Here is a 24,421-nt window from a genome sequence, read left to right on the forward strand (position 1 = left end):
CGCATCTGACTCCTGAAATCTCTCCAGAGCCAATTGCTCGCTGCCGTTACGGACGATCCTGTGCCTTTACATAGCCGATAGAAGACTGACCTGTCGACGGCGATGGATCGTTAAAGACGATCGTCCAACGGTCTTCGTCCGCCAGACGCAGTGGATTGATATCAAGCAGAATCGAATTTCGATTGCCCGCCGGAGTAACCCTCACTTCAATCTGAGTGCTACCCCCAACAGGTACAGAAACACCACTGTAATCGGGTGACGTTGTTGCCTTCCCAACCGCCAAGAATGAGGCAGTGGGAACAGAAGGAAGGCTTGCTCCAACTTCCGTTACATAGACATCAACCGGTCCGACGGTTGTAATTGCATTCAAGAACCGGAGGTTTGCCCGCCCAGAACTAGCAGTGTGGTGTGTGTCTTCGATGAGAGCAATCTGTCTATTTGAACTGGTTCCGTATCCGACCACCGTGTAGTAGTTATTGATGCGGAAAAGAATGTTCCCCACGCTAGCAAGAAGGTTCGATGCCTCGTCAAAAAAGGATACAGTTTCGCTTTCATTTCTTGAGATGATATACGGTCCCACAACACTGTAAGGAATCGGAATACTTGAATTCAAGAAGCTATCAGAACCAGCCTGTCCTGTCATGAAACCCACGCCAGAAAAGGCGTTGATGGCCCGTACTCTAGGTTGATCTAGGCCGATAGCTCCGGCCAGACTGCTCGTTCCGTTACTGCCGCCGCAGCCGTTCATAACAAGCATTGCCGCCGTCAGAGCGGCGCACGATTGGACGATTTTATTCATGGTGTGACTCCTTAGCAAAAGCCGCTTTTGATTCGACTTTCGTCTGTAGCTCCCGTCCTCTTGGTTAAAAACGAGATGCTCGTGCTCGCAGAGCGCCTGGCTAATTTCTTCGCAACCAAAACTGATTACTCGTTCCACGTGCCTCCGCTTTCAAACACGTTGACATCATACTTGCGCTTTGTGCATTTTTGCATTTTGTGCAAGTATAATTTTCTCAGCTGAGAGCAATCGGGCTCAATTGCCTGGAATTCATGCCACCTGCCCGGTTCTCGGAATGCATTTGAGCAACATGAAACTTGTAACTTTCATCACACAATCAATCGTCTTCCTGTCTTTCGCGAATAGCGCTTATGCGCAAGAAACGCAAGATCGCGGCGCTCCAACGTCACCCCAAGCCGAAGACAAAAGGCTTCGACCGTACATTCCCCTGTACGGAGCCAACTTCGGCTACGGACAGGTGCTTTCAGAGAAAACCCGCCAAACCTTTGGAAAAGGTGGTTTCACGTTTTCGCCTGGCTTTGGGCCGGTTTTTGCAAAAAAGGGGATCATGATCTTGCCCGGACTCGATTTTCTTAGCTTGAGCCAGAACAGAGCAGGAGAAAAAAACAAGGCCCTACTCGTCTCGATTGGACCAAGTGTTCGTTACGGCATGCTCGACCCAATGAACGTCAAAATGGATCAAGATGGGGTTCATATCAGCCCTAAGCCATTTTCTCCGTATGCAGAGATCGGAATGAGGTTGGTTTACGCAGATGTAACCGCTCATCTTGAGGGCATCAGTTCCAAAAGAGTTACATACGGCGGAGTCATCATCTTAGGCACCGGCATCCAGAAGAATGCTTTTATCCAAGTAAAACTGACGGCGTTACCCAAGATCGAGTCTTACAACTTCAGTTCGGCCACCGTCGAGTTTGGTGTGCGCTTCTAACATGTAACAATAGGAGGCGAATGAACGAAATATGTGGCACGCCAGAAGGACTACGCGAGCGGAAGCGCCGAAAAACGCGTGAGCGGATTGTCGACGTAGGTTTCAGGCTGTTTGCCGCGAAAGGGTTCGCAGCAACCACGATTGAGGCGATCGCCGAGGAATCAGAAGTATCAAGGAGAACGCTTCACTACTACTTCGATTCAAAAGAGGACATATTGGTAGCAAAGCTCAGCATCGGCGGTGAGCTTTTGCATGCGGCGGTATCCGGCGCAACGGGCGCAACGCCTTTTGAGGTCGTATGTAATGCGATGATGGGGCTGGTTTCAACCTATATGACCGAGGAATTCCTCGTGATAGACGAGTTATTACGTTCAACCCCAGGACTCCAAGCGCGTATGCAGGCTCACTACGAGAGTCAGGAATGGATTGTCTTCGCCGCGCTTCGGGAGCGATGGCCGGAGGCTGAGCGATTGCTCGGTCTCCGAGTGGTCGCCATGATCTCAATTGGATCGGTGCGGCTTGCGCTTGATAACTGGCGTAACGAGGGTCGACAGAGGTCCTTATTGGAGTATTTGAGCGCCACGTTTGAGTCCGCTCAGGCTGAGATATAGCTCAGCGAAGAGCCCTTACTTAGCTGAAGCGCAAAGCTGGCCCATTTCAGGGCTCCATATCTTCGCTACTGCCGAATCGCCTGGGACATCTCTAGAACCATGCGCTCCAACGTATCGATCGCGTTGAATGAATCCAAGCTCCCCTTCAACCGCGCATCCGTGTCACACAGGATCTGAAGACACTTCTGCAGCACCGGCAACGAAGTCTTCCTGGCCGACGTCATAGTCTGAGTCTGCCGATACGGAGACTCCTTGGCTAAATTAGGCTTCTCAGGGAACATTGCCTGAACAGCAGCCGGAGCGTTGTTTGGCTGACATCGGGCATCAATGCAAAGCCTTGCCTGCCACAACAGACGCAACGAGCGCGAGAGCTGAGGCAGAATCCGAGACATCGCCGCATCCTCAGCCTTACCAGCAGAACCCACCAGAGTCCGCAGCTGCCTCAGAGCCTCGGGTACCTCGCCAGCGATGATCGCATCGACCATCTTGAACACATTCCAATCACGCGAAGGCACCACAACCGTCCGCACATCCGACTCACGAATCTGGTCCGCATTGCCCACGTACAAGACGAGCTTCTCAACCTCAGCCAAACCTCGGCTAAGGCTCCCACCCGTCATTTCCACCAGGGCCTCAAGGGCTTTGTCGCTAATCGTCTTCCCTAACCGTTGGACCTCCGCCTGCATCCCAGCACGAGCAGCTTTCGGATCGGGATCAAACGCTAAGACCGTGCCTTTGGTGGTCTCAATCAACTTCTCCCAACCCTTACGAACCGTCTTCAACCTCTGCTGCTTATCGTCGCTCCCAGACTCATCATCAGCCACAAGAATCAGCAGGGCCGTCTCAGGAAGATCGCCAAGATTTACCGTCTTCGCCTGATCTGCACTCACCCGTAACACGTGCCGAACAACCGCTGTACGACGGTTCGCCAAAAACGGAGACGTACTCACAGCAGCCACCCACTCACTAGGCGACCGCGAGTCCGCGTCAAAAGATTCCAAGTCAAAGTCGTCCTTCGCAATCTCGGCCGCTTCTAGCAACTGATCAAGAGCCCTTCGTCGAAGGGCATCCTCCTCACCCGCTAGGAAAATAACTCGGCTGCGGACAACTTTTTGAGGTGAGAAGGTCACTTAGACTTAATACCCGCTCGGGCCGTCTTTTGAAACTCTTTCAGCGCAGATCGCAAGCTCGAGACAGCGGCCTCATCAGGCGAATCCTTCGAGTACAACGCCCGAACAAATCGTTTGTTCAGCTGTTGCGCACCCGCAGCAGCGCCATTCAGCATCGGAGCAATCGCTTCCAAATACTCGTCCGGTGTCTCACCGATGGCCCTTCTTCGTCCCGTGGCTCTGCCCAACGTGCTTGCAAAGCTATCATAAAGCTTCTCTACCTGCGAACGCTTCGTAGCGGAACGGCCTACAGCACGATTGGTGTACACCCAATATCCCGCAGCTCCAATTCCCAATCCGGCAATCACGATGTTGAGTGCATTGGTAACCCAGTCCTTCTTGTACCAAGGAGTGAGGTCCGACAGAGACTTACCACGCTGCCCGCCTTCCACCTGCTGAGCGCCCTCAGTGGCGTCAAACACAACCCAACCCACATCCTCAAACAGAAGCTCCGCCCAAGCATGATAGTCCGCATCCCGTATCACGTAGTTGCCTTTGGAGTCGGTATACCGAGAGTCACCAAGATATCCAACAACGTATCGAGCAGGGATACCCGCAGAACGGGCGCACAAAACCATCGAACTGGCAAACAGGTCGCAGTACCCCTCCTGCTGATCAAACAAGAAGTTCTCCACCGGGTCCTTGTCAATCGGAGTCGGAGCCGCCTTGATGTTGTACTTACACTGCTTCTCGATCGCATGTTTGATCGCTACAGCCTTGTCCCAGTCCGTCCGAGCACCCTGAATCGCCTGCTGCGTAAAATCCTGAACCCCAGACGGTACCGACAACGTATCGTCAATCGTCCCCGAGAAAGCCCCCAGTTCGTGAAGCGCCTTCCGGGGTGTCGCTGAGTAATCGAACCCAGTCCCATTCACGCCATCCGTAGGAGTCTTCCCAGAGACCACCGCCCCAGCATCGGGCTGAAGCAACATCCCAGCAGTGGAAACACGATTCGTTCCTACGGGCACAGGAACAACCCGAGGGCTCCCAAGCGGCTTCACCATAAACTCAAATTCGGTTCTGCCCTTGATCGAATCGATCCCTAAAGAACCGCCTCCATCAACTCCAGCTTTGCCCAGGTTGCTGTTCTGCCATGCCCGGTTAATGTAGGTGTCATAAACAGCAAACCGGAGGTACCTCAGCTTATCAAGCCTTGCCTCGTAAACCGGATTCTCCGAAAGACTCGTAATAGGTCCATTTCCAACGGTCTGTACATTGTCAGGACTTGCTGGTGCCTGCTGCACCGTCTTCTTCATGGTTGGTGCAGTCACCTTGATGATCGAAGAGATCGGCTCAACCGTCGCGCGCACAACAGGAGCACCAATCGCACTTACCACCACCACAGCCAAACCGGAAAGCATCGCCCACTGCGGACCAGCCAGCCACTTCCAAGGTCCGCGCTTAATGTCCTCGTAAAGCTCAGGAGACTGCTCAGGGAACTCGGTCGGGGTGTTAGGAGCGTCAGCTCGGTTGAAGTATCCACTCAGCACCGCCTGACGCAGCATCTCACGAGAATGAGCACGCCCGAGCAAAGTCGCCAAACACAAGAGAAAACCGAAGAACAAAATAGGAGCAGCTTTATAGGTATCGTAACAACCGATCAAGCCAAACAGAGCAACGCTGGGAATAGCCTGAAAAAGTAAGGTTCCGTCTCTCCAAGTCAACGCGCTACCCAGCAGGAGCATCCAACACAAAAGCCCGGCAGCTTGCAATTCCCGCGGAAACCCTTCATCCGGCAGAAAACCGTTGAGTTTTGAAGCTAAAAAGACAGCGGAGATGACGGCGCCGGCATACAATATCCCATCGACTTTAACAATAGGGCTATTTGCTAAGACTGTACGAACGACCAGGCTAACAATCGTCCCACCCACAACAGCGAATACAAAGAAGAAGCTAAGAGCCTCCTTCCCCACCGCCATGCCGCCACTATAGACGGCGAGACAAGTCGCCACACACATCAGGACGTAATCAATCGGTCCTAACCGACTCAGATCGCGACTCTTCTTCTTCTCACTCATCGGTTCGCCTCTAACTCTTGCCTAGCGGCCTCGTCTAACAACTCTATCGGCATCACCGTAGGCATCGCACCCGCCGCTCGGAGATCGCCAATGAACTCTTCGCTGGTCGATGTTTTGTACCGAGCCTGAAGCTTCACCTTAAGGAACGCTCCTGCGTCATACAGCAGCGGAATCACCTTCGTCCCGTGCAAGGCGAGCTGAGACACCACTGTCGGTAGCTTCGGATCCGCCACGGTCATCATCACAAATACCACCGCACCAGGCTGAATGGAACTGGCCAAAGTCGCCACCTGCTCAGAAATCGTTGCCGAGTCATCTGCCTGGACCTCGGCCAACGAATGGTAAATCTCGTTGAGCCGCTCGTGGGGAGCATAGTGCGAAGGATTGTTATCCAACCCAGGCAGCGCAACACGAATCCCTTGCCTCAAGAAGGTTTCTGCAAGGAAAGCCGCATGACCACAAATCAGTTCGAGCGAAGAGGAAGCACCCTCGCCAACGTCAGTGCCTTTGGTCGTCTGAAGCACAAAATACGACACAGCTTGAGAACCAGCCTCAAACTCTTTCACCAAAAGCTGCCCAGTCCTGGCGGTCGATCTCCAGTGAACATGCCGCAAAGAGTCCCCCGAGCTGTACTGCCTAATTCCCCGAGGCTCAATGCCAGCACCTCGAGTCTGCCCACTCTCTGCCTCACTAATTCCCCACCCAGACGCAACCGGAATCTCAATCGAGACAGGTATCGGCCGAGGCAGAACCAACATCTCCGTAGGCTCAGTAGGATACTTAAGCTGCTTCGAAACAAGTCCCAGAGCATCCGATCCGATCACCGTGCATCCGCTCCAAGTAAAACGCCCGCGCTTCAACGACCGGAACTGATACTGCGTTTTGATCGGCATGTCGTAAGCAGGAGCGATCGGCAAACTAGGCGAGATCTTACTGACCGCCAGTCGCGCCGGAAGGTTATCCCGAATCGACACCAACGTGCGATTAACCTTGTAAAGACTAGAGATGGTGAGTTCAACCGTAATCAACTCACCCACACGCACACTGCCGGGCGCAATCCGCTCAATCCGCAAACCGCGAACAGCTAAATACGCCTGCAGGTGACAACCGCCAATCGTAGCAATCAGCGCTGTCGTAATATAAAACAGCGCCGGAGAGCCAATCAGAACCGCGACAATGGCAAGAAAGATAGACGCGGTACTTAGCGCAAAGCCCGCGGTGCTCCTCATGCCTTCACTCGTTGAGGCTCAACCGGATTCACCGAGTCAACAAGCTCCGAAACCACCTGCTCGGTGGTAAGCCCTCTTGCCCGAATCTCGGCTCGTGGAAGCAATCGGTGCGCCAAAACCATCGGCGCCACAGCCTTCACATCATCCGGTTTCACAAAGTCGTTACCCGCCATGGCGGCGTGTCCCTGCGCAGCGCGCATCAGCAAAATCGATCCACGAGGCGAAGATCCCATCAGAAGCTGATTGCTCTGACGTGTGGCCCGAACAACATCCACGATGTACTCGCGAATGTGCTCGTGAACAAAAACCTCGCGAACACCTGCTTGCATCGCAAGCAGTGTTGGCAGATCAACAACGCCCTGCACCAACTCCAACGGGTGACGAACTTGCTGCTCATTCAAAATCGCCGTCTCGTGAGCACGATCCGGATAGCCCAACGAAAGCCGTGCAAAGAACCGGTCCAACTGAGCTTCAGGCAATGGATAAGTGCCCGTCATCTCAACCGAGTTCTGAGTCGCGATAACAAAGAATGGCTTGGGCAGTTCCCTTGTCTCACCATCCGTCGTCACCTGACGCTCTTCCATCGCCTCCAAAAGTGAAGACTGAGTCTTCGGCGTGGCCCGGTTGATCTCATCCACCAGGACAACATTTCCAAAAACAGGACCGGCTCGAAACTCGAACTCTCCCTGCTTCTGATTAAAGATCGATCCACCCGTAATATCACTGGGAAGCAGATCCGGCGTAAATTGAACGCGACGGAAATCTCCACCAATCACCTTAGCCAGCGCTTTTGCGAGGGTCGTTTTACCCACGCCAGGAATATCCTCCAATAGAAGATGACCATTACATAAGAGAGTCAATACGGACTTCCGCACGGTCTCGGTCTTGCCGACAATCACTCTTTCCACTTGGGAAACCATCGCCTGCGAATTCGTCGCGATCTGTTCTACGTTCAAAAACCCTCTCCTCACTTGCCGTGGATGCCTCTACTTTACGCATCAAATCCGTCGAATGTGCCTAGTCCCAAGACGTTTCTAGGCCGAACAATGTCACGACGCTCTCAGTTTTTTCCTTTAAGCCGGTATCCTCTCGCATCGTGAAGTGTGTGATTGGTGTCGATTTAGGCGGAACAAACGTTCGAGCATGCGCCTACCTGGAAGACGGAACAGAAGCGGGTACCAGCTATCAAAACCCGTCCCATGGGCAAGAAGGTATCGGTGCCACCGTTTCCGCCATCGCTTCGACCGTACAACAGGCCATAGCCTCAGCAACCCACAAGCCTGAAGCGGTCGGTCTTGCCATCCCCGGACATATCGACAACCGAGCGGGAGTCGTCCGCTGGGCTCCAAACTTTGGCGAAACCATCCACGGGGTTTTCAAGAACTGGCAGGACGTTCCCATTCGAGCACTCCTCGAATCCAAAATATCGCTCCCCATCCACATGGACAACGACGCCAACATGGCGGCACTGGGTGAATACCGCTTTGGCTCGGGTCGAAACAGCGCGAACTGCTTAGTCATGCTCACCCTTGGAACCGGTGTAGGTGGCGGCGTCGTCATGTCGCCCGATGCAGTCCTCGGTGATGCCAGAGGGCCACTCGTTCTCGTAGGCGGCAACAAAGGCGGAGCAGAACTCGGACACGTCGTCATCGCCTATCAAGGTGTTGACTGCAACGCAGGCGAGTACGGAGCCATCGAAGCCTACTGCCAGCGCGATGCAATCATCAAACGCGCCCAACACCGCATCCGACGCGGACGCACCTCACTCCTTAACGACATCGTCGAAGGAGACCTTTCACGCATTACCCCCCGACTGATCAGCGATGCCGCAGAAAAAGGCGACGAAGTCTGTATCGAAGTGTGGGAAGAGGTCGGTACCATGTTGGGTATCGGGATCGGCAACTACGTCAACATCTTTGCACCGGACATCGTGGCAATTGGAGGCAACATTGCCCGGGCAGGTGATTTCATCCTGAAACCAGCTTATAAGGCTGCTCGCAACGTCGCGATCAAGTCCCTTTTCGATGACACCAAGATTGTAATGGCAGAGCAGATCGACGACGCAGGCATGCTAGGCGGCGCCGCGCTCGCTCTGGAGGCACTCAAATGGAACCGGAACTGAATTTAAAACGCGAGACATTCGAGATATCTGGCGATCGAAAACTCTACAACTACACAGTTGAAGACGAGTTATCAGATACGAAAGAGTCAAGCGATCAGCAAGAAAACAAGTCGTAAGTTATTTACCCTCATCGTCTGAGGGTAATCTGAGTTAGCCGTATGGCGGAGGGTTCATAAGCGTAATGGTCGAAGTGATCATGCCCAAAATGGGCGACGGAATGGAGGAGGGCACACTTCTCGAGTGGTTGAAAAAGGACGGCGAAAAAGTCAAGTCCGGCGAAGTCATCGGTACAATTCAGACCGATAAAGCCACACTCGAATTGGAGTCCCCCGGTACAGGAATCCTCAAAGGAATTCTTTTAGAGGCAGGCGGAAGCGTACCAGTTGGTCAACCAATTGCAGCGATTCTCAAAGACGGCGAAAAGCTACCCGACACTTGGGGAACTGGAGACCACACATCAGCTCCAGCTACCACCGAGGAACCAACAGCAGCTCCCGCTGAAGCAGCCCCAGCAGCAAGCACCAACGGAGCTCGCATCAAAGCCTCACCTCTAGCGAAGAAGATTGCAGCCGAAAAAGGCATCGATCTTTCCACTCTCAAAGGCACTGGCCCTGGCGGACGAATCGTGGAGAAAGACCTCATCAGCGTCGCTCCAACATCGGCTCCAGCTCCCGCAGCAGCACCTGCACCAACTCCGGTAGCTCCGGCCAAGGTTGCAGTTACCGCCGAAGACAAGGTCATCCAACTCTCTCGCCTTCGCCAAATCACTGCGAAGCGAACCACGGAGAGCAAACAGCAGGTACCTCACTTCTACGTCACCGTAGAAGTCGATGTCGAGAAGATCGCAACTCTACGAGCCATGTTCGAAGAGGAAGAGAGCGGCAAAGTCAGCATCAACGACTTCGTCGTAAAGGCCTGCGCCCTCGCACTTCAAGACATGCCCGAGATCAACTCGGTCTTCCAAGGCACCACTCTTACACAGTTCGGCGGCATCCACGTCGGTATCGCAGCAGCCATTGAAGACGGACTCACCGTCCCAGTCATCAAGAACGCAAACCACCTTTCTCTTCGAGAAATCGGTCAGGCAAGCCGCTCTTTGGTCAAGAAAGCCAAAGAGAACAAACTGGGCATGGACGAAGTCACCGGTTCAACTTTCAGCATCTCCAACATGGGAATGCTGGACGTCGATAACTTCCTCGCAATCGTCAACCAGCCCAACGCCGCCATCCTCGCGATCAGCAGCGTGAGAAAGAAAGTCGTAGCAAACGACCAAGACGAGATCGAAATCCGCAGCAAGATGAACATCAGCTGCTCTTTCGATCACCGAGTGGTCGATGGCGCAGTCGGAGCGAAGTTCATCAACATCGTTCGTGCATACCTAGAGAATCCAACACGCCTCTTGGCATAAGCTCAACCAGCCCTTTCGCTCTGATCGTTGTTCCCTACACATTTTGTATACGGAACAACGATCAAAAGTCCGACCTTAAAGGTTGGTGCGAAAGGGCTTCTTTGTATCCGAAAATAATGGTGACCGGAATAGCAAGACGCTTTCACATCAGCGTCTGGCCGGTGCAAGCTTGTATCTTGCGCTCGTAGGCGGCGCAACCGCCCTCTCGACCCCCTCACTCCTTCCAGTAGGGATCACCATCGGAGTGCTGGGATTCGCAGGACTCATCTTCACATCGCGAAGAATCAACACGCTCCTACACGAAAAGACCGAAGCCATCTCAGCACTACTCGAAAGAACTTCTGAAGGAATCTTCAAAGTCGATCACGAGCTGAGAATCACCTATGCCAACCGAGCCTCTGAAACGCTGCTACGATTTGCATCAGAGAAACTCATCGGCAAGACCCTGTGGGAGCTGTATCCGCCGCTAGCGGGTTCAAGCATCGAAGAAGCGTTCCGCACCGCTATTTCTACGGCCTCGTATACCGAGTGCGAATACCACTCTACAGTGGGTGAGTGGTACTCCGTTAGAGTTTTTCCGGAGCACAACGGGCTCACAGTCCACCTCACAAACACCTCGGCAATCAAGCGAGTGATCCGTGCCGAACAAGAGCACCTGCGAATGCTGGAACACGCGCTCGAAGGTTTCGCAAAAATAGACTCAGACGGCAAATACATCGAAGTCAATCCAGCCTATGCACAGCAAATCGGTCTAGAAGTTTCTCAAATCAAAGGAGCACGCCTGGACTCGCACGTGTTTTTCGACGACCTCGACACCCTCGGAGTCGCCATCGCCGAGATGCGCGAGCAAGGGAAAAGCGATTGCGAATGCAGACTCTCCAACGCTCGATTCGAAACCTGTTGGTACCATGTCTCCCTGGTCAAGTACGACGCAACCACTCATAGCCCCGCAGGCTTCTACGTGTTCACAAAAGACATCACCGCACAGAAGGAATACGAGAGCGAGATGGAGACCCAGATTGCCCTCACAAACGAAGCACAACTCATGCTTCAGATCCGACAGCTCGAACTAGAATCTGCCAACGAGCAGCTAACAGCCCTCGCAATCACCGATGGACTGACAGGCACCAATAACCACCGTGCATTCCAAGAATTCATGGACGAGCTCATCCATACCAACACGCCGTTCTCCCTGGTGCTCATGGATGTCGATCAATTTAAGATGTACAACGACTCATACGGCCATCCAGCCGGTGACGCGGTGTTAAGACAAGTCGCCACCATCGTCAAAGAAAAAATCCGAGCCACGGACTTCCTTGCACGATATGGCGGTGAAGAATTTGCCATCGTACTACCCAAAATGCCAGCCCAAAACTGCGTCGAATTTGTGAACCGGATTCGAACAGCGCTCGAAACTGCAGACTGGCCCAACCGAGTCGTCACAGCAAGCTTTGGATGCACCACCTACCGGCCAGATGCCACCAAAGCCGAGCTCATCTCAGAAGCCGACAACGCTCTCTACAAGTCCAAACGAGAAGGGAGAAATCGAGTCACACACATCGACTTCCCCGACTCAGTCACGGCTTAGAACAGGCCTTACAAATTAAATGTCTCGTTGAGCTTAGGAATCACTACATTCCAACCAAGCTCCTTCTCAATCTTCGCCTTGAGGGTTAGCTGTGCAGGAGGTTCGCCATGCACCAAGTAGGTCATCTTCGGCGCCCGCTTGAAGTTCCCCAGCCACTGCAACATCTCTCCCGAGTCAGCATGGGCGGAAAGCGAGTTGAGCTTCTCAATCTTCGCCCGCACCGGCACTTCCTGATGCAAGATATGTGCCGGATTCTCACCCTCAATCAAACGCCTTCCCAAGGTTCCAGCACCCTGGAATCCAGTAAACAGAACCACAGTGCTCGGATCACTGATTCGGTGCATCAAGTGGTGAACAACACGACCACCGTTAGCCATCCCGCTGCCGCTAATAATAACCATCGGCCCCTTCTGACTGTTCAAAGCCTTCGATTGCTCACGATCTCGAATAAACGAAACACCCTCGGGTTCCAGCTCACTTCGCCCTTCCTCCACGGATAGCTTCATATCTTCGTCGTGCTCCTCTTTGCTGTCCGCATAAAGCTTCGTGGCCGAAATCGCCATCGGAGAGTCAATGAAGACAGGAATCCGAGGCATCCTTCCCTGGTCCTGCAACACCCTCATGGCATACATCAACTCCTGAGTGCGACCAATGGCAAAGGAAGGAATAACCACCACAGACCCGTTCTGCATAGCCTCCTTAAAGATCTGCTCCAACCGTCCAAGGGTGTCCTCCTGAGCATGCAAACGGTCGCCATACGTGCTCTCCATCACCAGATACTCCGTATCGGTCACAACAGACGGATCACGAATGATAGGTGTGTTGTATCGCCCCAGGTCGCCCGACATCAGAATGCGTTCGCCGTTCTCAAACGTAATCTCCGCAAACGCCGACCCCAAAATGTGTCCGGCAGGCTGGAAAGTAAAAACGGCCTTCCCTGGCAGCGGATGCGACACGCCATAGGTGACTGGCTTAAACAGCTTCAGACAATCGTAAGCCTGAGACTCCGTGTAGAGTGGCAAAGCAGGATTGTGCCGCGATCCATGTTTGTTCGCATGTCGAGCCTCTTCCTCCTGGATCCGAGCCGAATCGGGAAGCGAGATTTTGCACAGACCAATAGTGGCAGGAGTCGCGTAGATTGGCCCGCGGTAGCCCTGAGCGACCAACCGGGGCAGCAGACCGATGTGGTCCATGTGCGCGTGAGTAACGACCACCGCATCAAGTTCATGAGGATTGAACTGAAACGGCTCCCAATTCATCTGACGAGAGTCGCGCGTCCCCTGAAAGAGACCGCAATCCACCAAAACTTTCTTTCCGTTAATCGTCAGAAGGTGCCGTGAACCCGTAACCGTCTCAGCTGCACCGTAGAAGCCAATCGTCTGCATACTGGCATTCTACTTGGAGCCGATCAACCTCTATCGGTAAGGTGGGAACGTAGACTCATCCTTCCCCAAACGCTCTGAGTGAAGCACCTTATACTTATCCAACCCCCATGAGTTGTTCTTCAAAGAAAGGCTGGCCTCAACCACAACGTGGTCTTCCGCATTCCACTTGTCGGTCTCTTTGCCAATCACAAGAACTTTGGCCTGATCCTTCTGCAAGGAAGTGATCTTGTAGTAAGCCAAATCGCCGTTGATCGGCAACTCCGGATAAATCTTCTTCACGGCGAGCCCAAGGTTTGTCCCACCGATTTTGGTCAAGATCTCACACCAGGCAAACGGCAGTGCCATCGCCAGGAAGATACAGATCCCGAAACTGCGAAACGGCTTACCCTCGTTTTGTCCAGCACGAAAAAGGCCAATCAGGAAACCAACTACAAACCCGACCGTCACCGTTGCGCCCAAATATAGGATCCATGCGACCATCGTATGGGTTATTTGCCAGGAATCGACAGCAAAAACCTAGTGAGCTTTACTAGGATCGTAAGGATCGATGTGAATCACCACCTGAGCAGGCTTCACAGCCTCCTCAATCTGGTCCTCTAGCCGATCCGCAATGTCGTGCGCCTGCACAACCGACCAGTCTCTCGGCACAACCACATGCAGGTCGATGTATCGCATATCGCCAGACTGGCGACTCCGTAATCGGTGATAACTCAACACCTCAGTATCAGACTTCAAGATCGAATGGACCGCATCAAGATCCTCATCAGATAGCCGACGGTCAATCAACTGCTGAAACGCCTCGAAAGCCATCATATACGCGCCTCTCGCGATCCAAACCGCAAAGATCAAAGCCATCACCGAGTCCGCCCGCTGCCAGCCGGTAAGCCGAGAAATGGCAAGCGCCATCAACACGCCGATACTCGTCACACAGTCCACCATCAAGTGCTGTGCGTTGGACTTGAGCGCAAGCGAATGGGATCTTTTGCCGACCGCACCCACATATTTGGACACCAGAAAGGCAGTGAGGGCGCTTATGGCCATCACCACAATGCCAAAGTCTAAATTCTGCACACCATGCGGATTGAACAACCGAGCGATCGCTTCATAGACAACATAAACCACGATCATCAAAAGCAAGATCGACTCAGCGAACCCAGCCAAGCTCTCGATCTTCCCGTGCCCGTAAGGATGCTCATCATCAGGTGGAGCTGAAGCAGCCCTCACCGACGCATAGGCAATTCCAGAAGCAATGACGTCGGTAGCCGAATGCGCAGCCTCAGACACAAGGCTGACAGAGCCGGTAGCAAAGGCTGCCACCACTTTAAGGACCGTTAGGCCAATGTTGTAAACCAGGGACAGACCCGCAGCATTAGCTTTAGTCTTTTCCGGAGAATGTGGGCTCGACGCCATCAGTCCGTTCACTGTGGCACAACTCTCGACTCACGGTTGTAGATTTACGCGAGGATTTAACCGCCCAAAGGCCATAAGCAGCAATCAAAGCCACACCGACCGCCACCTTCTCCCAACCATAGTTGGTCGCAAGCAGATACACGTCGGCAACGAGAATGGTCCCAGCAACCACCACCCCAATCAACTGAACCCAAAGGTTGCTCGCAAACTCGCCCATCAAACTCTTCTTAGAAGTAAAGATCAAAAGCGGAATCACCGCAAACGGTAACTGCATGGAGAGAACAACCTGCGAGTTCACCAATGCCTGATTCGTCTCGTGTCCTGCAGCCGTCACGATCAAAGCAGCCGGAATGATCGCAAGACCACGCGTCACCAATCGCCGCAGCCAAGGCGTAATCTTCAGCTTGACGAAACCTTCCATCACGACCTGACCAGCCAATGTCCCTGTCATTGTAGAAGACTGTCCAGAAGCCAGCAACGCAACGGCAAACAATGTCGACGCGGCCCCGCCTAGCGCGGGTCTCAACAACGTGTTCGCGTCCTCAAGCTCCTTAACCACATGCCCCGCCTGGTAGAAAACAGCACCAGCAAGCACCAAGATCGCCGCGTTCACAAAGAACGCCCCACTCAGCGCAATCACGGTATCAAGCGTGCTCATCCGAACGGCAACGCGCTTATCTGCCCTTCCATCACCGTAATCCCGAGTCTGAACAATCGAGCTGTGGAGATACAGGTTATGAGGCATCACAGTCGCGCCTAATATGCCGACTGCAATCATCAAAGCGTCCTTGTCAGGCAGAGCTGGAGTCACCAACCCATGCGCAACCCCGCCCCAATTGGGATGAGCGTAATAGATGTTGATCCCAAAGGAGATAAAGATTGTCGCAACCAGCGTCAACGTGATCGCCTCAACCTTGCGGAAACCAAACTTCATCAGCCCAAGCAGAAGCAGGACATCAAAGCCAGTGATCAAAACGCCCCAAAGCAGATCGATGCCGAAAAGCAGCTTCAACCCAATAGCCGAACCGATGACCTCGGCCACGTCACAAGCAACAATCCCCAGCTCAGCCAACACCCACAACCCGCGTGCAATAGGCTTTGGATAAAGATCTCGACATGCCTGAGCAAGGTCCTTGCCAGCCACAATCCCGAGCCGAGCGCACAGCGTCTGGAGGAACACAGCCATGAGACTCGATACGAGAATCACCCACAGCAGCGCATAGCCATACCGCGAACCACCCTCTAAGTCAGTGGCCCAATTACCCGGGTCCATGTAACCGACGCTGACCAAATACGCCGGTCCCGCATAAGCCAGAAACCGCCGAAAACCCTTGTGCTGGTTCACCTGAACAGTGCCGTTGACGTCAGGGAGCGACAACTCGGACCTGCTCTTCGTCACCAACGCTTTCATGTCAGCAAAGTTTAACATCAGTTACACTTTCAATACCTTACTACATTTCTACAACAAGGCAACACCTATTGTTCCCTTTCCTTGCAGAATTCGTGCCTAAAGCGCCCAGATTTCCATTTGCCCCAAACTCCAGAGGGGGGCACCCGCAGGCGGATCAATCGTCAGAACAATCTCATCCTTCCCTTCGAGCACATCTGACTCAAAAGAAAACTGACTCCAAGCCCAACGCGTCTTTCGATCTTGCTCCGGCTGATACCACCAGCCGATGAACTTGCCATCCACAATCACGCGGGCTCGCTGTCGCCCATGAAACCGGTCATACATCTTGCGAAGCAGCAACCCAGTACATCCCTTCGGAACAGCAACCGTCATCGAAGCTGCGTTCAAATGGCTCGCAATAGGTCCCTTATAGGCAGTTCCGTCCGGCAGAGCGCTGTCCAGTTCGGAAATCGCAGAGATGTTCTGCACCTTCCACTGCAGCGCCTTCAAAGCCTGCTCATCATCAATCACAAATCGAGCCACCAGAGCAGCTTGCCGTTCAGTCGGCACAATCTGGAACTCTTCCCCACTCACCCCAAGAAAGAACGGAACCGGAAACCTAGCTTCATTCCACAAAAGATCCTGATGACTCCCATCCAGCTGAACCGGCCCGTTGGCTCCCACCAGCCAACCACACCCCTCAAATCTGCCACCAGACTCAATAATGTCGCCAATCTCAACATGCTTACCAACACTGATCATCGCATGCCCTTCTTCAGCAGACACCACCAATAAGTTCTGCGAAAAGCTTCCAGAGAGCGCATCCACCAGAACCTCATCCACAAAAATCTGCACAGGGCAGCTAGCTGTCATCGCATACTCGCCCGCTCCTTCAACATCAGCCAGCACTCGCCTGGCGTGGTGATCTTTGTAGAGGCAGTCAGACCCTGCGAATTCGAACAGTTTTGCGGGATTGGAGGTGAGGTCTCTCATTCAAGCTCACTAGGATTGTGTTTGATTCCGTACAGAAACTGCTCCAAAACGCCGATTGTTTTATGGGACGAACAAGGGATAGGAATGGCAGAAAGATCACAAACAGACAGCATGCGTTTTGAAGCTCATCGCAAACTCGCGACGGAGAATCTCAAGTGTTGCCCGCTCTGCGGCGCGGTGAACGCAAACACAAACAACGAATGCTTCGTCTGCCGGTGGCAGGGTCGATTTGAACACAGCCCAATCAAGATCCATCAAGCCGTTGATGAACTGATCGATCGATGCCCCGAACTCGCCAACGCAGTCCTAGAAGGACCGGAGCCAAATCGTTCCATCTTCTACAAAATCCGAAACTGGATTTGGTGGAAGTTCCATCGCTCCCTCGACATCCGCATCTAGCCAGCGAGAAACACCAAACCTAGGCGTTTTGGGGGCATAATATCTTTCCCCCATGGCATACGGACCCGAAGAACTCGTCCCGCTTTACAGCTTAGAAGCGGAAATGAGCACGCTCGGCTCGATGCTCCTTTCCGAACGAGCCGCGGAAGAAATCGTCACCATCTTGGAAGACGACGACTTCTACAGCCCTGCTCACCGCATGATTTTCAAATCGATGCGGCAGTTGCTTCAAACCAACAAGCCCATCGACCAGCTCACGCTTGAAGAAGCCCTCAAGACCCGAGGCTGGCTCGCCGATGTTGGCGGCCCCGACTATCTGCTCGAAATCGCGATGTACGTGCCCAGCGCCGCGAACTCAAACTACTACGCGCAGATCGTCCTCGACAAAAGCAGCCTAAGACAGCTCGAAAACGCAGGTCGAGACATCATTGGCGTGGTCCACGACCCCGAGATGTCCGAAGCGCAGGACAAAGTAGACAAAGCCGAACAAATCGTCTTCGGCGTCGGTCGTCGACAGCTCGGTAAGTACTTCCAATCCGTCCGCTCTCTCGCCAAAGAGTTCTTCGTCGACGTCGACAACATCGTCGAAAGCGGCATCCCCATGTCCGGCCTACGAGTCGGCTTCACCGACCTAGACGCCATGACCACAGGCTTCTATCCCGGCGACTTCGTCATCATCGGCGCACGTCCCGCCATGGGTAAAACCTCTCTGGTCTTAGACTTTGCAGTTAACGTAGCAAGGCGCATCGCCAAAAACGAAGAGCGCGGCAGCGTCGCCATCTTCTCACTCGAAATGAGCTCCATCCAGCTCGTACGTCGTATGGCCTCCATGATCAGCGGCGTCTCGGGCCACGTGCTCAAAACAGGCAAGATTTCGGACAAAGCCTACAAAGACCTCGCCGACGCCTGCGAAACGCTGTACAGCATGCCCATCTTCATCGACGACGGCAGTGACATCACCCCCCTGGAGATGCGCGGTAAATGCCGACGTCTCAAAGCAGAACAAGGACTCAGCATGGTCGTCATCGACTACTTGCAGCTCATGAAAGGCGGCAAACGGTCCGAAAACCGCGTCCAGGAAATCTCAGAAATCGCCCGCGCCTGCAAGTCTATGGCCAAAGAACTGGAGATCCCAGTGGTCGCTCTCAGCCAGCTAAACCGAGGCGTGGAAAACCGAGAAGACAAACGCCCCCAACTAGCCGACATCCGTGAGTCCGGTTCCATCGAAGCAGAAGCCGATATGGTCATGCTCCTCTACCGAGACAGCTACTACAAAGCCAAGGAAGAGCATCGCCAGGAATCCATCAACACCGACGAAGTCCAAGAGGCCGAAGTCATCATCGCCAAGCACCGAAACGGCCCCACCGGCGTCGTCAAGCTCGGCTTCCAGCCCAGCTACGCCCGCTACCGAAACCTCGACCGCAGCAGTTGGTCTGCCGGATCTGAAGAGTAAAACTGTATACTATTTTGGTACATTATGAGCGATGTCCATATCAACCATATAAGATCAGCTATCGAAAAATCGATATTACCTTCACTGGACACTTCGGACATTACAAGAGACCCAGATAAGACGAACGCTCTATCACGAGGACTTGCAGCATACATACTCTCAATTAAGTCAGGAATTGACCCCTCTTCGGCGTGTCTTCATACGATTGATGGCTTCAAGGATAACGGCATAGATGCCATCCATTACGACACTAATGAGAAAGTCCTATATATAATCCAGTCAAAGTGGAACAACCAAGGCAACAAATCCCCACAAGTAGGAGATGTACAGAAATTCATACAGGGAGTCAAGGATGTACTTACAACAAAATTCGATAAATTTAACGATAAATTTCAACTAATCAAACCAGAAATTGTCGCTGCCTTGAGTGATGCGAAGTGCAAGATTGAGCTCATAGTTTCCTACACTGGCACCCAACCGCTCTCCTCCGAGGCTCGAGAGTGTTTAAATCAATACGTAGACGAACTCAATGACCCTACTCAAGTAGCATATTTCAACTCTCTAAACCAACAAGATATTCACAGACTAGTCAAATACCAGACTGATAGCCTCACGATACCAATTGAGGTAATGCTGTACCATTGGGGACAAGTCAAAGAACCCTACGAAGCATTGTATGGATGCATTCATGCTCAAGAAGTTGCTAATTGGTATGCTGATCACGGCCCTAATCTTTTCGATAAAAACCTAAGGCGCTTCATTGGAAGCACAGAAGTAAACGACAATATTCAAAGCACCCTTGAGAAGGAAAATGTGAATTTTTGGTACTACAACAATGGAATAACAATCATTTGCAACAGTTTCACTAAAAAGCCCATTGGTGGGTCAGATAGGAGCACAGGTTCTTTTGTAGTTGAAGGCGTGTCAGTTGTTAATGGTGCACAAACGGTTGGCTCTATCTATAACTCGTATTTGAAAAATCCAGCTTGTCTTGAAAATGCTAAGGTTTTTGTTAGGTTTATTTCTCTTACCGGGACACCAGACGGTTTTGGTCTTCGGGTAACCAGAGCTACTAACACACAGAATAAAGTTGAGCGCAAAGACTTTGCAGCCCTTGATCCTCAGCAAGAGAGGATCTTTCAGGAGCTTGAAATTGATGGGTGGAAGTACGTATACAAATCGGGGGAAACTCTGGCGTCGAGTAATAAAGCCTTCGATCTAGAAGAAGCGACAGTCGCACTTGCCTGCAACGAAAAGGACATTTCTTATGCAGTTCAAGCAAAACGAGAAATCGGCCGTTTATGGGAAGATACATCAAAGGAACCTTACACAAGACTGTTCAATCAAACTACTACTGGAGCAAAGATAAGAAACCTAGTTATGACGAACAGATGCATTGAAGATGCGAGCAGCCCTAGGAGAAAGAATATTACTGACCGGGAAGTTAACGTATTAATTCATGGAAATCGGTTAATTCAGTATTGCGTTTTCAAAAAACTTAGTGATATCGATTTCAAATCAGGCATGTTTGATTTGGAAAAAATCAAACCTCGTATTATTTCAGCAACTAACGAGATAGCATCACACCTTAAAGCTATAGTAGAAAATGAATATTCAAATACTTATTTAACTAGCTTGTTTAAGAACAACTCCAAGTGCAAGGAAATAGCACAGAAGATTCTAAGCGACGACCCTTCTCAACAAGAAGTCCGACAATATCTGCTTTTCGATGAAACCCCTCAATAATCCATCAACCCTCGTTGTAGGCTCCGGAGGCCGCGAGCATGCCCTCGCTTGGAAGCTCTCCCAAGAAACCGAAACCCTGTGCACGCCCGGTAACCCAGGCATTGCTGCTGACGTAGAAGTCGCAAACGTCGCCACCAAAGACTTCCCTGCCCTCATCGATCTCTGCAAAAACCGTTCGATCGACCTCGTAGTAGTCGGCCCAGAAGATCCCCTAGTCGATGGCCTAGCCGATGCCCTACGAGCCGCAGGAATAGCCGTATACGGCCCCGAGCAACGCGCCGCCAACCTAGAAGGCTCCAAGGCATTCAGCAAGGACATGATGCGCGCAGCATCGATCCCAACCGCCGAATATCAGAGCTTCACTGACGCAGCCACGGCACTGGAGTACACCAAGGAGTTCTACAGCCAAGGGCGCCAAGTGGCCGTCAAAGCAAGCGGCAACGCACTAGGGAAAGGCGTAGTAGTAGCCGAAACCCTAGACCAAGCAACCGAAGCCATCGAGCGCATGATGGTCCACAAAGAGTTCGGAGAAGCAGGCACCACCGTCGTCATCGAAGAACGCCTCATCGGACGAGAATTCAGCCTCCTCACCATCGTCGGAGACCACAACTTCGTCAGCCTCCCGGTTGCTCAAGATCACAAGAGAGCCTTTGATGGCGATCAAGGCCCAAACACCGGCGGAATGGGAACCTTCGCCCCCTGTCCCTGGATCAGCGAAGACCTCATCAAAGAAGCAGAGCGAGTGATGGTCGCCCCCCTCATCAAAACCCTCCACGAGCAAGGCATCTCCTACCGCGGCACCCTCTTCTCAGGCGTCATGGTCGTCGACAACAAACCCTACTGTCTTGAGTACAACGTCCGCTTCGGAGACCCCGAAACTCAAAGCGTCATGCTCCGACTCGGTTCTGGCTTTGCAACCGCACTCCACGAAGCCGCCACAGGAAAACCGATCACCCCGCCCGAGGTCCTCCAAAACGCAGCGGTCACCATCGTAGTAGCCAGCGGCGGCTACCCCGGCCCCATCCAAAAAGGCCTGCCAATCTCCCTCAAAGAAATCCCTTCGGGAGCCAAACTATTCCATGCAGGCACAGCGGAGAAAAATAGCCAACTAGTAACCAACGGTGGCCGAGTCCTAGGTGCCAGCGCAAGCGCCCCCACACTAGAAGAAGCCAAATCTATAGCCTATCAAGCCGCCGAAGCAGTCCAGTTCGAAGGTGCCTTCTTCCGAAAAGACATCGGAAGCATCTAGAATAAATTATTAGGAGCACGAACGAAGTGCTCCTAATAATTCTTCGATCCCTGCTCTACAACAATAGACGGATTCCCATCACCCTCGATGTTCAAAGCCAAGAGCAATTGTCCCGATCCCACCAAATCCAGAGGTCTGTAAGACCGGCATACCACAGCCCAGCGGCGTAAGCTCTGGGAGCCACCCACGTAATCTCCGAGCGTAGTAAACGCGGCATACGCCCTAAACGAACCAGTCCCTTCGTCGGCCTGAAAGCGTGTTCACTACCAATGCCTGCTCACCAAATCCAGAGGTCTGAAAGACCGGCATAGCAAAGCGCAGCGGCGTAAGCCCTGGGTGCCGCCCACGCAATCTCCGAGCGTTGTAAACGCGGCATACGCCCTAAACGAACCAGTCCCTTCGTCGGCCGGAAAGCGTGTTCACTACCAATGCCTGCTCACCAAATCCAGAGGTCTGAAAGACCGGCATACCACAGCCCAGTGGCGTAAGCCCTGGGAGCCGCCCACGCAATCTCCGAGCGTTGTAAACGCGGCATACGCTCTAAACGAACCAGTCCCTTCCTTACAATCGCAAACATCGAAACACGCTAAAGTCCTCACCCGTCCGTTACAATGTGACGATATTGTTGCTGCTCAACCTGCTTCCTCAAACCCAACTCACGTACGAGACAACCGCGAAGAGCCTAGCCAGCATCGTCCAAGACCTCAGCAAGCTCTCCGGAAAACAACTCGCGGTTTCAGATCGTCTGGCGGGCCGAGTGATGGTTGTCAGCATTCATAACAAGCCACTCGACCAGATCATGGGCAAACTCGGCGAGGCCGTCTACGCCACCTGGGTCCTACGCGATGGCAAACAGGTCTTGGTTGCCGATACCGCCGCCATCGCACAACAACAAAAGGAGTTTCGAGAGCGCAGAAAGCGATGGAACGCCGAATGGCTCCCAAAACTCAAACAACAGTTCGACACCCCAGCACCCACCGTTGCCGATTTCGACAAAGTCGAGAAGATCAACCAACAAGCACAAGAACTGATCAACCAAAAACGCTTTGCAGAAGCAACCAAACTCTACCAAACCGCCCCACGCCTCGATTCCGCCGAAGATCGACTCCACTACCGACTCCTCAGCAAGATCAACCTCAACGAGATGGTGCTGAACAACCCACTCACACCCACCATCTTCAGCACAGAACCCGCACCAGGAGCCAGAAGGTTCAGCTTCGATCCAACTCAAGATCTAAGGCAGTTCATTGAGGAATACAACGTAGCCAACCGACAAAGCCAAATCCGAACAGTACCCATCGTCAACTTGGCACTCATTCAAACCGGCGCCAACTTCATCACAGACAGCCACCTCGTCCTACGACTACCAGAAGAACAAACAATCTACAGCCAGCAGATGCTCATGGGACTAAGTCGCAACGAACGCATGTCCCCTGAAGGCTTGGAAAATACTTTGCAACCAGAAGACGAAGTGGCGTTCTCGAACAAAACTCTGGCCCTCCAAAAACTCCTCCAAAGTCCATATGCCTCAGACCCGGAAGGACTACACCAACGACTCCTCCACCCAACCACAGAAGACCCACTCTCCTTCAGCATCTCCGACTTTGTCCTGAGCCTGAGTAAAAAGTCTAACCGCGACATCATCGCCTTCCCACCCGACAAGGACTGGTTCGGCTTTCGCCCGAGCGGCGACGACGACAAAAAACTGATGTTCTGGATCAACCGATTTTGCAACACAGAGTATCGCGTGGATCCCGACTGGCTCATCCTAAGACCCGAAACCACCCAAGACTGGGACTCATACCAAGCTCCACGGCAAGACATGGAGAGCCTTCTAAACGCGCCCGACAACGGCATGCTCGAAGCATGGTGCCGTTACTACGCACACTTTAAGCTGCAACTCCCGAAAGTTGACCCCGAGAAACTAGACATAGCACCCACCCTTCCTAAGGGCCGAATCCTTGGCCTCAATAGGCTGACCGAACTCTTCAGCAAACTAGACTCCACTCAAAGACAACGCCTTCTCAAAGGTGAGAAAATCACTCTCAACGGACTCTCGACAAACCAACAAGAAGCCGCCAAACGAGTCTTTCTGGAAGACGAGCTCAAGGGATCGAGAATCAACTACAACCAACTCGTCTTGTCATCAGAAAATCACAAATCCCAACCAGGACTCTCAGTCCGTTTCAGCGCTGATAGCTGCGAGGTAAACGACCCAACCCGACTCGGGCAGATCATGGCCAATACGGAAGACAACGGCCAGTCAACGTCCAATCCCACCCTGTGCTCGATCCAAACAGACACCTACGACATCACCCTACAAGACGGCCGAACCTCCAAACGTGAAACGCTGGCCATCATCACTCCAAACAGAAAAGTCACTCCAAAACTCCTCTCGGAAATGCCCACCCAATTCCAAACGGAAGCACGAAGAGCTTACGCAGAGCAGAAAACCCTTAATGCGAAACAAAGAGCACGCGAGGCTGCTCAAAATGGCAAAACACCTCCACCTTAGTCACACTTC

At 52.7% G+C, this 24,421-nt stretch carries 20 protein-coding genes; 10 read left to right on the forward strand and 10 right to left on the reverse strand.

From position 1 onward, the window contains the following. Nucleotides 1-46 precede the first annotated feature (46 nt). Entirely contained in the window at nt 47-799 is a 753-nt protein-coding gene (locus tag ACZ51B_RS04105) for a DUF4397 domain-containing protein (protein ID WP_464295964.1), read from the reverse strand. Nucleotides 800-1,088: 289 nt separating this feature from the next. Here ACZ51B_RS04105 and ACZ51B_RS04110 point away from each other — a divergent pair, with 289 nt between their 5' ends. Then, nucleotides 1,089-1,727, forward strand: a complete 639-nt coding sequence (locus ACZ51B_RS04110; RefSeq protein ID WP_464295965.1) for a hypothetical protein — start codon at nt 1,089-1,091, stop codon at nt 1,725-1,727. A gap of 20 nt (nt 1,728-1,747) precedes the next feature. Then, the gene (locus ACZ51B_RS04115) at nt 1,748-2,338 is read left to right on the forward strand and encodes a TetR/AcrR family transcriptional regulator (RefSeq protein WP_464295966.1); all 591 of its coding nucleotides are present in this window, start codon (nt 1,748-1,750) and stop codon (nt 2,336-2,338) included. A gap of 65 nt (nt 2,339-2,403) precedes the next feature. On the opposite strand, the gene holA is transcribed toward ACZ51B_RS04115, so the two are convergent. The 4 genes from holA to ACZ51B_RS04135 are packed head-to-tail and all read right to left on the reverse strand — an operon-like array spanning nt 2,404 to nt 7,710. Further along, nucleotides 2,404-3,468 carry a DNA polymerase III subunit delta gene (gene holA, locus ACZ51B_RS04120; RefSeq protein WP_464295967.1) on the reverse strand — a complete coding sequence of 355 codons (1,065 nt, stop codon included), beginning with the start codon at nt 3,466-3,468 and terminating at the stop codon, nt 2,404-2,406. Further along, complete coding sequence (locus ACZ51B_RS04125) at nt 3,465-5,525, reverse strand: DUF4129 domain-containing transglutaminase family protein (RefSeq protein ID WP_464295968.1); 2,061 nt, start codon at nt 5,523-5,525, stop codon at nt 3,465-3,467. The genes holA and ACZ51B_RS04125 overlap by 4 nt, the downstream gene beginning before the upstream one ends. After that, nucleotides 5,522-6,754: a DUF58 domain-containing protein gene (locus ACZ51B_RS04130; RefSeq protein WP_464295969.1), complete on the reverse strand. Its 1,233-nt coding sequence runs from the start codon at nt 6,752-6,754 to the stop codon at nt 5,522-5,524. Before ACZ51B_RS04130 ends, ACZ51B_RS04125 begins: the two co-directional genes overlap by 4 nt. Further along, on the reverse strand, nt 6,751-7,710 hold the full coding sequence (locus ACZ51B_RS04135) for an AAA family ATPase (protein WP_464295970.1): 960 nt from the start codon (nt 7,708-7,710) through the stop codon (nt 6,751-6,753). The genes ACZ51B_RS04130 and ACZ51B_RS04135 overlap by 4 nt, the downstream gene beginning before the upstream one ends. Before the next feature lie 140 nt (nt 7,711-7,850). Between ACZ51B_RS04135 and ACZ51B_RS04140 the strand changes: the two genes are divergently transcribed. From ACZ51B_RS04140 to ACZ51B_RS04150, 3 genes are all read left to right on the forward strand, one after another. Next, a complete protein-coding gene (locus tag ACZ51B_RS04140; RefSeq protein WP_464295971.1) occupies nt 7,851-8,876 on the forward strand; it encodes an ROK family protein in 1,026 nt (341 codons plus the stop codon). Nucleotides 8,877-9,057: 181 nt separating this feature from the next. Next, complete coding sequence (locus tag ACZ51B_RS04145) at nt 9,058-10,284, forward strand: dihydrolipoamide acetyltransferase family protein (RefSeq protein ID WP_464295972.1); 1,227 nt, start codon at nt 9,058-9,060, stop codon at nt 10,282-10,284. A 169-nt stretch (nt 10,285-10,453) separates the two neighbouring features. After that, the gene (locus ACZ51B_RS04150) at nt 10,454-11,872 is read left to right on the forward strand and encodes a sensor domain-containing diguanylate cyclase (RefSeq protein WP_464295973.1); all 1,419 of its coding nucleotides are present in this window, start codon (nt 10,454-10,456) and stop codon (nt 11,870-11,872) included. 8 nt (nt 11,873-11,880) lie between these two features. Here ACZ51B_RS04150 and ACZ51B_RS04155 read toward each other — a convergent pair whose 3' ends face one another. The 5 genes from ACZ51B_RS04155 to ACZ51B_RS04175 all read right to left on the reverse strand — a co-directional run bounded on the left by ACZ51B_RS04155 (nt 11,881) and on the right by ACZ51B_RS04175 (nt 17,050). Further along, the gene (locus ACZ51B_RS04155; protein ID WP_464295974.1) at nt 11,881-13,257 is read right to left on the reverse strand and encodes an MBL fold metallo-hydrolase RNA specificity domain-containing protein; all 1,377 of its coding nucleotides are present in this window, start codon (nt 13,255-13,257) and stop codon (nt 11,881-11,883) included. A 30-nt stretch (nt 13,258-13,287) separates the two neighbouring features. Further along, a complete protein-coding gene (locus ACZ51B_RS04160) occupies nt 13,288-13,737 on the reverse strand; it encodes a hypothetical protein (protein WP_464295975.1) in 450 nt (149 codons plus the stop codon). A 36-nt stretch (nt 13,738-13,773) separates the two neighbouring features. After that, on the reverse strand, nt 13,774-14,667 hold the full coding sequence (locus ACZ51B_RS04165; RefSeq protein WP_464295976.1) for a cation diffusion facilitator family transporter: 894 nt from the start codon (nt 14,665-14,667) through the stop codon (nt 13,774-13,776). Beyond that, nucleotides 14,633-16,096 carry an Nramp family divalent metal transporter gene (locus ACZ51B_RS04170; RefSeq protein WP_464295977.1) on the reverse strand — a complete coding sequence of 488 codons (1,464 nt, stop codon included), beginning with the start codon at nt 16,094-16,096 and terminating at the stop codon, nt 14,633-14,635. Before ACZ51B_RS04170 ends, ACZ51B_RS04165 begins: the two co-directional genes overlap by 35 nt. 78 nt (nt 16,097-16,174) lie before the next feature. Continuing rightward, entirely contained in the window at nt 16,175-17,050 is an 876-nt protein-coding gene (locus ACZ51B_RS04175; RefSeq protein WP_464295978.1) for a hypothetical protein, read from the reverse strand. Nucleotides 17,051-17,134: 84 nt separating this feature from the next. On the opposite strand from ACZ51B_RS04175, the gene ACZ51B_RS04180 reads away from it, so the two are divergent. The 5 genes from ACZ51B_RS04180 to ACZ51B_RS04200 all read left to right on the forward strand — a co-directional run bounded on the left by ACZ51B_RS04180 (nt 17,135) and on the right by ACZ51B_RS04200 (nt 24,412). Continuing rightward, nucleotides 17,135-17,449, forward strand: a complete 315-nt coding sequence (locus tag ACZ51B_RS04180; protein ID WP_464295979.1) for a hypothetical protein — start codon at nt 17,135-17,137, stop codon at nt 17,447-17,449. 52 nt (nt 17,450-17,501) lie between these two features. After that, a complete protein-coding gene (gene dnaB, locus ACZ51B_RS04185; protein WP_464295980.1) occupies nt 17,502-18,902 on the forward strand; it encodes a replicative DNA helicase in 1,401 nt (466 codons plus the stop codon). A gap of 24 nt (nt 18,903-18,926) precedes the next feature. After that, entirely contained in the window at nt 18,927-20,648 is a 1,722-nt protein-coding gene (locus ACZ51B_RS04190) for an AIPR family protein (protein ID WP_464295981.1), read from the forward strand. Continuing rightward, entirely contained in the window at nt 20,632-21,897 is a 1,266-nt protein-coding gene (purD, locus tag ACZ51B_RS04195; protein ID WP_464295982.1) for a phosphoribosylamine--glycine ligase, read from the forward strand. Before ACZ51B_RS04190 ends, purD begins: the two co-directional genes overlap by 17 nt. Nucleotides 21,898-22,510: 613 nt before the next feature. After that, the gene (locus ACZ51B_RS04200; RefSeq protein WP_464295983.1) at nt 22,511-24,412 is read left to right on the forward strand and encodes a hypothetical protein; all 1,902 of its coding nucleotides are present in this window, start codon (nt 22,511-22,513) and stop codon (nt 24,410-24,412) included. Nucleotides 24,413-24,421 lie beyond the last annotated feature (9 nt).

The organism is Fimbriimonas sp. LA-C6 (assembly GCF_055398105.1).